The organism is Streptomyces sp. KR55 (assembly GCF_052245645.1).
Classification (GTDB): domain Bacteria; phylum Actinomycetota; class Actinomycetes; order Streptomycetales; family Streptomycetaceae; genus Streptomyces; species Streptomyces flavusporus.
Window position 1 is genome coordinate 1 of record NZ_JBQQCE010000338.1, and the last position, 10,940, is coordinate 10,940.

The 10,940-nt window shown below is 68.0% G+C and carries 10 protein-coding genes and 1 pseudogene; 6 read left to right on the plus strand and 5 right to left on the minus strand.

Annotation, left to right across the window (positions count from 1 at the left end; translation table 11 throughout):
* The coding region (locus tag ACTWQJ_RS36285; RefSeq protein WP_443310711.1) for an ABC transporter ATP-binding protein at positions 1 to 887 on the minus strand (887 nt) is incomplete at its 3' end.
* 947 nt (positions 888 to 1,834) lie between these two features.
* Positions 1,835 to 2,536, minus strand: a complete 702-nt coding sequence (locus ACTWQJ_RS36290; RefSeq protein ID WP_443310712.1) for a FadR/GntR family transcriptional regulator — start codon at positions 2,534 to 2,536, stop codon at positions 1,835 to 1,837.
* Between the two features lie 228 nt (positions 2,537 to 2,764).
* On the opposite strand from ACTWQJ_RS36290, the gene ACTWQJ_RS36295 reads away from it, so the two are divergent.
* The 6 genes from ACTWQJ_RS36295 to ACTWQJ_RS36320 all read left to right on the plus strand — a co-directional run bounded on the left by ACTWQJ_RS36295 (position 2,765) and on the right by ACTWQJ_RS36320 (position 9,037).
* Positions 2,765 to 4,006 (plus strand): aminotransferase class V-fold PLP-dependent enzyme, encoded by a 1,242-nt coding sequence (locus ACTWQJ_RS36295; RefSeq protein WP_443310713.1) that lies wholly within the window; start codon positions 2,765 to 2,767, stop codon positions 4,004 to 4,006.
* Between the two features lie 73 nt (positions 4,007 to 4,079).
* A complete protein-coding gene (locus tag ACTWQJ_RS36300; protein ID WP_443310714.1) occupies positions 4,080 to 5,381 on the plus strand; it encodes an ABC transporter substrate-binding protein in 1,302 nt (433 codons plus the stop codon).
* 2 nt (positions 5,382 to 5,383) lie between these two features.
* Entirely contained in the window at positions 5,384 to 6,364 is a 981-nt protein-coding gene (locus tag ACTWQJ_RS36305) for a carbohydrate ABC transporter permease (RefSeq protein WP_443310715.1), read from the plus strand.
* Positions 6,361 to 7,197: a carbohydrate ABC transporter permease gene (locus ACTWQJ_RS36310; RefSeq protein ID WP_443310716.1), complete on the plus strand. Its 837-nt coding sequence runs from the start codon at positions 6,361 to 6,363 to the stop codon at positions 7,195 to 7,197. Before ACTWQJ_RS36305 ends, ACTWQJ_RS36310 begins: the two co-directional genes overlap by 4 nt.
* A gap of 173 nt (positions 7,198 to 7,370) precedes the next feature.
* Positions 7,371 to 7,802 carry a DoxX family protein gene (locus ACTWQJ_RS36315; RefSeq protein WP_443310717.1) on the plus strand — a complete coding sequence of 144 codons (432 nt, stop codon included), beginning with the start codon at positions 7,371 to 7,373 and terminating at the stop codon, positions 7,800 to 7,802.
* 659 nt (positions 7,803 to 8,461) lie between these two features.
* Positions 8,462 to 9,037, plus strand: coding sequence for a transposase (locus tag ACTWQJ_RS36320; RefSeq protein WP_443310718.1), 576 nt, complete (start codon positions 8,462 to 8,464; stop codon positions 9,035 to 9,037).
* On the opposite strand, the gene ACTWQJ_RS36325 is transcribed toward ACTWQJ_RS36320, so the two are convergent.
* From ACTWQJ_RS36325 to ACTWQJ_RS36335, 3 genes and pseudogenes are all read right to left on the minus strand, one after another.
* Positions 8,961 to 9,545 carry a hypothetical protein gene (locus tag ACTWQJ_RS36325; RefSeq protein WP_443310719.1) on the minus strand — a complete coding sequence of 195 codons (585 nt, stop codon included), beginning with the start codon at positions 9,543 to 9,545 and terminating at the stop codon, positions 8,961 to 8,963. The genes ACTWQJ_RS36320 and ACTWQJ_RS36325 overlap by 77 nt on opposite strands.
* 414 nt (positions 9,546 to 9,959) lie before the next feature.
* On the minus strand, positions 9,960 to 10,679 hold the full coding sequence (locus tag ACTWQJ_RS36330) for a TetR/AcrR family transcriptional regulator (protein WP_443310720.1): 720 nt from the start codon (positions 10,677 to 10,679) through the stop codon (positions 9,960 to 9,962).
* 31 nt (positions 10,680 to 10,710) lie between these two features.
* Positions 10,711 to 10,940 (minus strand): annotated as a pseudogene (locus tag ACTWQJ_RS36335) (hypothetical protein); the annotation flags it as partial.

A 10,940-nucleotide genomic window follows, 5' to 3' on the forward strand; every position in this document is an offset into this window, starting at 1 on the left:
ACGGTCAGCTCGTCCGCCTCGATACCGGCCGAGTCCAGCCAGTCGAGGATGGAGCGCAGCTCGCGCTGGCTGCCGTCGCTGGGGATCTGCAGCGCCAGCGCCTCGTCGTCCCTGCTGACCTCACGCAGCGCGGTGGCGGCGGACTGGTAGGCGGCCGGGTCGGAGAAGCGGAGCCGGACGTGCCCGCCCGGGATGAGCCGCTTCAGCTCCTCGGCACTCCCCTCGGCGGCGATCTTGCCGTCGTTCAGCACCGCGATACGGTCGGCGAGTTCGTCGGCCTCCTCCAGGTACTGGGTGGTGAGGAAGACGGTGACGCCGTCGGAGACCAGCTCGCGGATGATGGCCCACATGTTGTGGCGGCTGCGCGGGTCGAGGCCGGTGGTGGGCTCGTCGAGGAAGATGATCCGCGGGTTGCCGACCAGGGTCATGGCGAGGTCGAGGCGGCGCTTCATGCCGCCGGAGTAGGTGGAGACGGGCTTCTTCGCGGCCTCCACCAGGTCGAAGCGCTCAAGGAGTTCGGCGGCGGTACGGCGGCCCTCGCTGCGGGAGAGCAGGTGCAGGTCCGCCATGAGGAGCATGTTCTCCTCGCCGGTGATCAGCCCGTCGACGGCGGAGAACTGCCCGGTGACGCCGATCGCGGCGCGCACCGCCTGCGGGTCGACGGCCAGGTCGTGGCCGCCGACGCGGATCTCGCCGGCGTCGGCGGTGATGAGGGTGGAGAGGATCTTGACGGCGGTGGTCTTGCCGGCGCCGTTCGGGCCGAGCAGGGAGAAGACCGTGCCGGCCGGCACCGCCAGGTCGATGCCGTCGAGGACCGTCTTGTCCCCGTAGGCCTTGCGCAGCCCCTTGGCCGCGATGGCGAGTGAGTGCGAGGTCGTTGTCGTCATGTCGCAGAGGTTGAGGCAGGGTGCATTCAGCGCGGTTTCACGATGGTTTCAGCGCCCTGGAACCGGGCGGCGGAGGGCAATGCCTTATCGCCTCCCTGCCGTTGCGGCCTCAGCGCGGCTATCGCCGCGCCCCCGGCGCCTTCAACGAAGACGTACCGAAGCCATCATCGCCACCAACCCCTCTGCTGCTGCCCGGTCCGCGGCTCCGTCACGCGGCCAGGCAGCAGCAAAGCCTTGAGACATTTGCAGGTTGGGACAGCTTGACAGACCGCATGACCGCCACGGAGCCCCACGCGCACCAGGCGGGCCGGTCGGTGCCGGCGTCGCCGAGGTGTTTCTCGGCTGCGCCGAGGGGGCGTAGCGCGGCGCGCCGTTCCCCTTGCGCGGCGACTGCGGGCGAGGCGCAGCTGGAGCAGGCAGCGGCCGGCGGGGTGTTGGGCGCGGGTCAGGGCGTGATTCAGGATGCTCGCCGCGGTGGTGTGGTCGCGCCGCCAAGGCGGCTTGGCAGGCGAGGTCGCCCAGGAGACCTGCGCCCATATCGTGGTCCCCGGCCGCGTGGGCGTTGTGCAGGCCGGCGATCCAGTACTGGCTGGCGTCGGTGTGGCGGCCCAGGCCGAAGCGATGCCAGGCGACGGCCTGGGAGGCCGCCAGGGTGTGCAGGCGCAGCCCGACAGCGGGCGTATAGCGGCCGTGTTCGATCAGGTCGGGGTCCGAGGGGGACCACGCCGTCAGTGGTGAGCGGCAGCCAGTTCGGCCAGTCGTCGCTGCGGACGATGCCCGCGGGCAGGCCGAGCGCCTCGGCGATCGGCACCGGTCGCGTGCCACCAGGCACAGGCAGCCAGAATGCCGCTGGCCCTGCGCACCGCGCTGCAGCAGGTGTGAGCGGGACGAAGACGACGCCGGTGGCACCTGCGCGGTTGCGTCGCCCGCTGAAGGAGTCCCTGTGGTCAGTCCGCGCTGCCGTTCTCCTCGACCGGTGGCATGAACGCGCGCAACCATCGTTCCGTCTGGGCGACGTGCGCCTGGGCCGCGCCCGCCGCTGAGACGGGGTCGCGGTCGGCGATGGCGGTGGCCAGGACGCGGTGGTCCTCGTCGCTCTTGCTGCGCAACTGCGGGCCTTCGGGCAGGGTGAAGACCTGGTACTTGCGGGAGCGGGCGCGGAAGACGGCCAGGAGAGACGCCAGGGTGGGATTGCCGCCCACGCGGGCGATCTCCGCGTGGAAGCGGTGGTCGAGCTCAGAGGCCTTGGCGGGGTCGTCGGTGGCCTCCATCTCCTCGATGAGGGAGAAGAGGGTGCGTACCGTTTCGGGTGTGCAGCGGGCTGCGGCCTGGGCGGCGACGTGGGCCTCCAGCACGCGCCGGATCTCGTAGACCTCCAGTAGGCCGGAGAGCGGCAGGAGTTCCAGGGTCAGCGAGAGGCTGCCGATGACATCCTCGGGCCTGAGCTGGGAGACGTACGTGCCGGAGCCGTGCCGGGGCTCGATGACGCCCAGGGCGGCGAGCATCCGTACGGCCTCGCGCAAGGACCCCCGTGAGACGCCCAGCTCTTCACAGAGCTCGCCCTCGGGCGGAATGCGTTCACCCGGACCGAGGTGTCCCGTCGCGATCATGTGCCGTAGGCCGTGGAACGCCTTTTCGACTGCGGACATCCGACCCCTCTTCTTTCCCCGGCGGGCCGCCGGTGTCGCCGGAGCCCCTGGGCACTGTAGCGAGTCATCACATGTCTCGGACGTATCATCCAGAAGTCATCTGATGACTTTCACTGTATGACCCTTGCCGCCGCCGAAAATCCCGTGCCAGGATGCCGAGTCATCATACGTGTCCGGCGGAAGGTCTGATTTCTGCGGGCTCGTCCAGCCCAGCAGATGTGGAGTCATGTGAGCGAGACCGAGGTGACCACCGCACCGCGTCCCCTGCTGCTGACCGACGGCCGGCCCGCCGCCCGGGCGTGGTCACTGGACCCTGCCCTGAAACACCTGAACCACGGTTCGTTCGGGGCGGTTCCGCTGGTGGCGCAGGAGCGGCAGGAACTGCTGCGCGTGGAGATGGAACGCTCGCCCGTGGTGTGGTTCCCGGCGCTGCCGCAGCGGATCGCCGCCACCCGGGTCCAGCTCGCCGCCTTCCTGCACGTCACCGCCGACGGCCTCGCCCTGGTGCCGAACGCCAGCGCCGGCGCCAGCGTCGTGTACGCCGCCCTCAGCCGCCGCCGCGGCGGCGAGATCGTCGTCACCGACCACGGCTACGGGGCCGTGACCATGGGCGCTGAGCGTCTGGCCCGCCGCTGGGGCGGCCGGGTGCGAACCGCTCGGGTGCCGCTCGACGCGGACGAGGACCAGGCGTACGAGGCCGTGGTCGCCGAGATCGGCCAGGCCACCGACCTCGTCGTCGTCGACCAGATCACCTCGGCGACCGCACGCAGGATGCCGGTGGAACGGATCGGCGCGGAGGCACGCCGCCGAGGCATCCCGGTGCTGGTCGACGGCGCGCACGCGCCCGGCCTCCTCGCCGCCCCGCTCGCCGACGCGACCTACGACTTCTGGGTCGGCAACCTGCACAAGTGGGGCTGCGCCCCGCGCGGCACCGCGGCCCTGGTCGCCCGCGGCCCGCTGCGCGATCGGCTCCACCCCCTGATCGACTCCTGGGGGGCGGCCGATCCATACCCCGACCGCTTCGACCAGCAGGGCACCATCGACGCCACCGCCTACCTGGCGGCACCTACCGCGCTCGACTTCGTCGACCGCACCTGGGGCTGGCCCACCGCCCGTCGCTATATGAACGACATGGCCGACTACGGCGCCCACGTGATCGGCACTGCCTTCGCCGAACTCACCGGCACGGATTGCCGCGTCGATGTCGGTCTGCCGGTCCCGGGCATGCGCCTGGTGCGGCTGCCGGAGGGCTTGGCCCCCAGTCGGGTCGAGGCCGACGCGCTGCGCGACCGGGTGGCCCGCGAACTGGGCGTGGAGGCGGCCTTCACCAGCTTCGGCGGCACCGGCTACCTGCGGCTGTCCGCCCACGTCTACAACACCTCCGCCGACTACGAGTACTTCGCCGAGGAATGCGTCCCCGCCCTCGGCGAGTGGGCCCGCACGGCCCACGAACAGCACCGCGCGCCGTAGGGCGCACCCCCGTCCCCACGCCGCAGCCGGCGCGGCCGTCATTCAAGGAAGAACCAGGGAAGAGGTCAGCACGATGAGAAGAAGGACGGCAGCTCTCACTCTCGGTACAGCCGCCGCGATGGTCCTGACCGGCTGTTCCACCATGAGCCCCGACACGGGCGGAACAGTCACCCTCAACATGGTCGAGAGCCTGACCAATCCGACGCGCACCGATCTGCTGAAGGACCTGATAGCCGACTTCCAGCAGCAGAACCCGAAGATCAAGGTCAACCTGATCTCCCCGCCGACCGAACAGGCCGACCAGAAGCTGCAGCAGATGCTCCAGTCCGGCAGTGGCGTGGACGTCCTGGAGGTACGGGACATCACCGTCGGGCCCTGGTCGAACAATGGCTGGCTCTACGACATGAAGAAGGACCTCGACGGCTGGAAGGGCTGGCAGGCCATGACGGAGAACGCCGTCAAGGCCGCACAGGACGCCAAGGGCAGGACGTACTTCATTCCGTACGGCTTCTACGGGCTGAGCCTCTTCTATCGCACCGACCTGATCGACAAGGCCGGCTTCAGCAAGCCGCCCGCCACCTGGGAGGAGCTGCTGCAGCAGGCCTCCGCCGTCCACGACCCGTCCCAGCGCCGCTACGGTTACGCCTTCCGCGGAGGCGCCAACGCCAACAGCAACGCCACCGCCGTCATCGAGGCGTACGTCGCCGACCAGGTCGACCCGGCCAACGGCTACAAGCTCAAGAACGGCCGCACGATCTTCTCCGCACCCGAGGCGCAGGACGCCCTCGAGACCTACCTGAAGCTCTTCCAACAGGCGTCGCCCAAGTCGTCGGTCTCCTGGGGCTATCCGGAGATGGTCGAGGCCTTCTCCAACGGCTCCACGGCCTTCCTGCTGCAGGACCCCGAGGTGATCGCCACGGTCTCGCAGTCCAAGTCGATCTCGCAGGGCCAGTGGGACACCGCTCCGCTGGTGGCCGGTCCCGGCGGTAAGACCGTCCAGCCGCTGGCCACCGCCGGGTGGGGCATCGCGAAGGGCAGCACGCACAAGGCCGAGGCCGTCAAGCTGGTCGAGTTCCTCTCCCAGGGCGAGGCGTCGACAACGTTCACCAAGAAGAACAGCCTCGTGCCGATCCTGAAATCGGCAACCGGCGACCCGTTCTACAAGACGGGCCCCTGGTCCAGCTACGTCACCATGACCGAGCATCCGGAGAAGTACCTGGTGGTGACCCAGCCGCGCGGGGTGGCGTGGTGGACCGAGTGGGAGCAGAAGGCCGACGCCGACGTCCAGAAGCTGATCCTCGGCAAGGCGACGCCCAAGGAACTGCTGGCGGGCTGGGACGCGTACTGGACCGAGAAGTGGCGGCAGGAGCAGTAGCCATGTCCGTCGCGTCCACACCGACGAAGACATCGACACCCGGCACGGGCAACGCCTCGCCCAGGGGAGACATCCTCCAAGGGGGCCGCCGCAGGCGGGAGTTCACCACCCGGCGCGGCCTGCTGATCGCCGCCTTCATGGCGCCGGCTGCGGTCTTCGTGGCGGTCTTCACGTACTACCCGATGATCGCGGGCGGCCAGATGGCCTTCCGTAACTGGAAGTTGACCGACCTGACCGACATCTCCTGGGTGGGCCTGAAGAACTTCCATGACGTCTTCGCCGACCCGGCCTGGGGGACCGTACTGGGCAACACCGCAGTCTGGGTGATCGGCTCGATCGTCCCGCAGCTGGTGATCGGCTTCGCGCTCGCCTTGTGGCTGCGCCGCAGGTTCCGCTTCCGTGGGCTCTACCAGGCGCTGGTCTTCTTCCCCTGGGCGATCTCCGGATTTCTCATCGGCATCCTGTTCCGCTGGTTGTTCAACAGCGAGTTCGGCGTCGTCAACGACCTGCTGGAGAAGGCCGGGCTGATCGACGAGCCGATCGCCTGGCTGGCGGATCCGGACACGGCGATGGCGGCGGTGCTGATCGCCAACGTCTGGTACGGCGTCACCTTCTTCGCGATCATGATCCTGGCCGCCCTCCAGTCCATCCCCGAAGAGCTCTATGAGGCGGCCGCGTTGGACGGCGCCGGCAAGGTGCGCACACTGTTCCGGATCACGATCCCGTACATCCGGACCACGCTGGTGCTGACCGTGCTGCTCCGGGTGATCTGGATCTTCAACTTCCCGGATCTGATCTTCGGCATGACCGGCGGCGGACCGAACAACGAGACGCACATCGTGACCACCTGGATGATCAAGATCACGCAGCAGGGCGACTACGGCAGGGCCTCCGCGCTCGGCCTCCTCGTGGTGGCCGCGCTGCTGGTGTTCGCCGTGTTCTTCCTCCTGGCCACACGTGAGAAGAAAGGGGTGAGGTCATGATCGGCAAGGAGACCGCGGCCGGCCGGGCCGCCAAGTTCACCTTCCTGGGGCTGTGGCTGGCCTTCACCGTCTTCCCTCTCTACTGGATCACCGCGACCTCCTTCAAGGCGCCCGGCGACATCTTCCATTTCCCGATCGCCTACTGGCCCGAGCACCTGTCACTGGAGAACTACAGCGGCCTGTTCGCCACGGCCGACTTCGGGACCTACCTCACCAACAGCCTCATCGTCGCCATCGTCGCGGGCGCGGTGGCCACGGCGATCTCCATGCTCTCGGCATATGTGCTGGCCCGCTTCGAGTTCCGCACCAAGTCCGCTCTCCTCATGGCGGCCCTGGTCACCCAGATGATCCCGTCGTTCATCGCGCTGGGACCCCTGTACCTGCTGATGACCGACCTGAAGCTGGTCGACAACCGCCTCGGACTGATCCTCGTCTATGTCGCCGTGTGCATCCCGTTCTGCACGGTGATGCTGCGGGGCTTCTTCGAGAACATCCCGGACGCACTGGAGGAGGCAGCCATGATCGACGGCCTGTCCCGGTTCGGAGCGCTGTTCCGGGTGCTGCTGCCGGTGATGCGTCCGGGCATCGTGGCCGCGTTCATCTTCAACTTCGTCAACTGCTGGAACGAACTGTTCCTGTCGGTGACGCTGATGAACAGCGACAGCAACAAGACCGTCCCCACGGCCCTGAACGGCTTCATCTCCAGCTTCAACATCGACTGGGGCTCGATGTCCGCGGCCGCCGTGCTGACCATCCTGCCCACGATGGTGCTGTTCGCCTTCGCCAGTCGTCACATCGTCCAGGGACTCACGTCCGGCGCGGTGAAGGGGTGAGGGGGCGCACCTGCCCGATGCCCTGTTGTGCAGTGCTGCTGTATCCGATCGGTAACTGCTGAAGTGAGGTGAACCGGGGAGCCCGTGGCCACGTATAAGCGACTGAAGGTGATCACAGCGCCCGGAGTGGCCAGGTCACCCAACAGCTGTCTCTGTGGAGCTCAGGAGCAACGGTGGACACCTCGAAGCTGACCAGTCACCAACCTCTGGCCCTCGGGCTGTTTCGTGTCGTGATCGGATTTCTCTTCGCCTGTCAAGGGGCGGCGACCGTGTTCGGCTTGCTGGGCCGCAAGGCGACCGACGCGGGTGAGTGGCCCTACTGGTATGCCGGGCTGATCGAGCTGGTCTGTGGGGTGCTCGTCATGGTCGGCATGGGTACGCGTTCCGCTGCCTTCCTGAGCTCGGGCGCCATGGCCTACGCCTACTTCACCGTCCACCAGAAGGATGGACTGTTCCCGTTGCAGAACGGCGGCGAGAGCCCGGCTCTGTACTGCTGGGCCTTTCTTCTGCTCGTCTTCACAGGGCCTGGAGCCCTGTCAGTGAGCGGTCTGCTTCGCGCTCGTCGCCCCGCAGATGCACCACAGCCCAGCCCTTCGTCCGTCTGACTCTGCGTTCACGCGGGAGTGCCCACATTGGGCCGCCCCGCCGCGACGCGAAGGCCGGCAACCACCTCTGTCTTCTCGGCATCGCCTGGCGAGGAGTACTTGAACCGTGGCGACGCCTCGGCTCTCGTCAGTAGTGCCAGCAGTGAAGGCGGAGGCTCACGTGTTTCCTTTGGTGTCCGTTGCGATGTGTGGTCCGTCGGTGTCGTGCCGTGTGTCCGGTGCCGGTCTCGGTGTCGCATCTGAGTGCGTGGTTCGAATGCGTGACCTTTTCGCGGGTGTGTCGTTGATCGGGTGACGGCACCACGGGCGGGGAAGGGGGGGCGGGTGCTCCATCTGGAGCCCGAGCAAGCTCGCCGACCACCTCATCAAGCAGAAGGTGACCGCGGCCATCAGCCGGGAGGCCCTACGCCGGATCCTGCGCGCCGGCAAGGTCTCCTGGAGGACCACCACCACGTGGAAGGCGTCCACCGACCCGGAGTTCATTGCCAAGATGCACCGCATCCTGGCGCTGTACGACACCCCACCTGCCGACGGGCGGGTGATATGCGTCGACGAGTTCGGACCCCTGAACCTGATGCCCCGCAAGGGCAAGGCGTGGGGGCCGGTAAGGCGTCCGCGCAGACTGCGGCCACCTACAACCGCTATGCGGAGTGCGGCACATGCTCGCCGCCCTCGATCCGGCCACCGGCAAGCTGTACTACCGCATCCGCCCGCGCAAGCGGTGGCGGGGGTTCCTCGGCCTCCTCAAGATCCTGCGCACCCGCTGGCCTGGGGAGAAGCTGTACGTGGTGCTGGACAACTTCTCCCCGCACAAGCACGCCAAGGTCCGCGCCTGGGCTGCCGACAACGACATCGAGCTGGTCTTCCTGCCGACCTACGGCTCCTGGCTGAACTGGACGAGGCCGAGTTCGCGGTCCTGCACTACTTCGCCCTCAACGGTACCGACCATCGCAGCCACGCCGAGCAGAACGCGGCCATCGCCGCCTACGTCCGCCGGCGCAATGCCCGCGCCGAGCCGAAGACGACCTTCGCGCCCGACTCACCGATCCGTTCATGGACTGATTACCCCGCCAAGGTTGCGTGACGAGCCGCTGGCACGAGGATGCTGGAGGGATCAGCCGCCTGAGGAGCGTGCCGCTTCTGTACTGAGGGTTCATCTCAAAGCGGAGCACGCGGGGTGCTACGCGGCCGCAGGCGAGCCACGTAGGCCACAGCGGTGGGCACGAAGAAGGTGACCCCTACAACGGGGAGCTCTTCCAGGAGCGTGTAGCCGACGGTGAGGCCGAGAAGCAGGTTGGTGATGGTCACCGCCATCCATAGAATCCCGAAGACGACTGCGGCTGTGTCCAAGGTTCGAGTCCGGCCCTCGATCGGCCACAGTGACGTGAGGACGGCGACAGCACCCCAAAGGGCTACCCCGGCCATGAGAAACAGAGGGGTGCGACTTGTTGTGACGACGGGCCCCCCGCTCCACCAGGTGTTGCTTGCCAACCACAGCAGTAGCGTTGTTCCGGTGGGCACAGCGAGTATCACTATTGCGAGCGTGACTTCACCTCTGATCGGGAATCCTGAGGCGATCCCTCCCAGTGCATTGATCACGCACAGCGTGAACCAGACGGGCAGGAATACCGCAACCGCTATGACACCGGTGATCCGGTAGGGAGGCTGAGTCAGCAGCGAGGTCATGAGGAAGACCGTGCCGGCCAGCAGGACGCCGGCGAGTATGAGCCGGGATGAGCGCATGGGTAGCTCCAGGCGGAGTAAAGGGCTGTTCGGGGAGGTGACGCACCCTGCGCGTCGCTGTGTTGGGCAGTCATGGCCCCGCACGCGGTGGATGAACGCTGGACTCCGCAGTTCGACAGGGTCGGCCAACAGATGGGTCAGCGTGCTGAGGGACCACAGCGCAGAGTTGAGCTGAGCCGCGTACCCGAAGAAGCGATGGGCGAGCTTCGCCTCGTCACCCGTCTCAGTGAGGCGGTCGTGAACGTTCTCACCTCAGGTGAGCGATCTGCACCCCCCGTGACACGCTGCGGCACAGACCCAGTTGTCGGACAGTCCGCCTCGTGCCAGTCGAGGAGGGTGACGTTGGGAGGGCACGGACACGTTCACGCACGATGTCTTCCAGCCAACCCCGTTCCGCCCGGTCGGGCGCCGTGCTCAAGAGGTGTCGGACAGTCGTTCCAGCCACTCGCTCAGCAGGCCGCTCTCCGCGCCGGTCAGTGCCGGGGACGGTGTGTGGGCGAGCAGGGCGTTGAGTTTCGCCGCGGTCGAGGGGATACCGGCCCCGGACCGTACGTCCGCCGGTCCGGCGGCCGACGTGGCCTCAGCGTAGGCGTCCGGGGTGAGCACCGCGGCGTGGACGGCGTCGCGGACCCGGGTGGACAGGGCTGCGTCGTCGAAGGTGGTGGGGCGGGACACCAGCATCAGCGCCACTCCCACGTTCGCTGCCATGACCATCTGCGCCGCCACGCGCGGCGCGAGCCGCAGCTTGCCGAGTGCCGCCGCGCGCTCCAGGTCCCGGGTGAGGATCTGGTGGGATTCCAGGGCGGCGGCGGGCGGGGTGCGCATGGCGGGGGAGTTCATCAGCCGGTAGAGATTGGGATTGGCCAGAGCGAAGGCTACGTGGCTGTCCCAGCCGTCGCGCAGGTCCTGCACGGGGTCCGCCCCGGGGCTGTGCTCGCGCTTGGTGGCGAGGTACTTGTCGAAGCCGTGGTCGACGACTGCCGAGAGCAGGCCTTCCTTGTCCCCGAAGTGCCGGTAGAGGGCCGGGGCCCCCACCTGGGCCGCATCGCACACCGCCCGGGTGGAGATATCGCCGTCGGGGGAGGCCGCGACCAGTTCGGCAGCGACTTCGAGGATGCGGTCACGGGTGCTCATGGCAGCGACGCTACCAAGCCGCGTAGCGGTGTTACCCACCCTGGGCACAGGAGGTCACCCCCGTGACCTGCATCAGCGAGACGCGGTCACCGACCAGCAGTGATTCGACCCCGGTGGCGCCTTCGACGGCGAGGACCCGGTGCAGCCGGGTCGCGACCAGCAGCCGCTGCATCTGGGGCGGTACGTCGCGCAGCACGAGGCGGCGCCCGCATCGCCCGGCCCGCCGGTGCGCGCCCATGATGACGCCGAGCCCGGTGACGT